The following is a 1,492-nucleotide window of genomic DNA, read 5'->3' on the forward strand; positions in this document are numbered from 1 at the left end:
GGACAAGGAGGCAGATGACACCAATGTGAGCATTGGTGACACCGTCACCTACACAGTGACTACTCGTATTCCTACCTATCCCTCTAATGCCACCTATAAAGCCTTTAATGTGGGCGATACTATGGGTACTGGCCTGACCTGGGATGGTGCAGAGAAGCTAACTGTGTACTGGAGCGATGACGGCGTGGTGGATGAGGCTGTTAAGGGTCAGGTTGTGACCAACAGCGCAGACCATTACTCGGTGAAAACTGGGAGTGAGACCAAAAAAGAGGGCGCCACTTTCGAGGTACAGTTTAACTATGATAATCTGATTCGGGACTATTCCACGGCCAAGTACATCCATGTGGTATATACTGCAACCATCAATGAAGATGCATTCCAGGAAGAAACGGAATCCGGCATTACCAACACTGCCTATACCGGTGTTCATAATGATCCCTATGATAACGGCTCCTATGACGATGATACCCAAAAGATCGAGGAAGTGTTCACCTACGGTATTACCGTCAACAAGGTGGCGGAAAATGGAACGACACCACTGACCGGGGCGGAGTTTAAGCTGTACAGCAACGCTACCTGCCAGACCGAAGTGAAGTTCAACGGTTCCAACGGTGTGTATAAGTACGACGCAGGACAGGATGCACCCAGTGTGGCTTTGGCTACCGATGGCAGCGGCCAGCTAAAACTCCAGGGTCTGGCCTACGGCACTTACTACTTGAAGGAGACCAAGGCCCCCAATGGCTATGCCCTGCCTGGAGACGTCGTCACCATTACCATCACCGATAGTGACAAGGACGGTAATCTGGATGTCACCACGGCCACTGGTTCCATGGTGGTGCAGGAGGTTGGCACCTATGCCATAGGTGAGCCTGGTGATGATCCATTGGATAATATTTTCAGCTTTAAGGTGAAAAACGAGAAGCCCGACTTCACCCTGCCCACCACCGGCGGCATGGGTACCGTGGCCTTCACCATCGGCGGCGTGATTCTCATGGCCTGCGGCGCAGCCCTGGTGCTGTTTGCGGTCAAGAAGTTCAAGGCAGAGGGTTAAGTCCCTGCTAGCCGCTAATCACACCATATGACCCAGAGAGCCGGGGCATCACTGCCCGGGCTCTTCTCCTATGGACGGAGGAAGCAAGCGTATGAGAGAAACACCCAAGAGGAAACGAACCAAACGCTGGGGGCTTTGGCTGCCGCTGATTCTGGCGGCGTTCCTGATTTTTGGGGGAGCAGGGGTTTTCTTTTACCCGGCGGTGAGCAACTTTATAGCCGACCAGAGCCACCGGGAGATCATCACCACTCATGCCAACCTGATTTCCAACTTGGACCCGGAGATACTGGAACAGGAGTGGCAGGAGGCGGAGATCTACAATGAGAGCCTCATGGGAGACCCGGTGCATGACCCCTTTGTCCCAGGCAGCGGATATGCCATTCCAGATAACTATGCCCAGACCTTGGATTTGGACGAGGTGATGTGCACCTTGGAGATTCC

At 53.3% G+C, this 1,492-nt stretch carries 1 protein-coding gene and 1 pseudogene; both read left to right on the top strand.

The features are described 5' to 3' along the window. Positions 1-1,051: SpaH/EbpB family LPXTG-anchored major pilin (locus B5G37_RS14420; RefSeq protein ID WP_143482995.1), on the top strand; the 1,051-nt coding region annotated here is incomplete at its 5' end. A gap of 91 nt (positions 1,052-1,142) precedes the next feature. Beyond that, a pseudogene (locus tag B5G37_RS14425) lies at positions 1,143-1,492 on the top strand (class C sortase); the annotation flags it as partial.

Source organism: Pseudoflavonifractor sp. An85 (genome assembly GCF_002161235.1).
Taxonomy (GTDB): domain Bacteria; phylum Bacillota; class Clostridia; order Oscillospirales; family Oscillospiraceae; genus Enterenecus.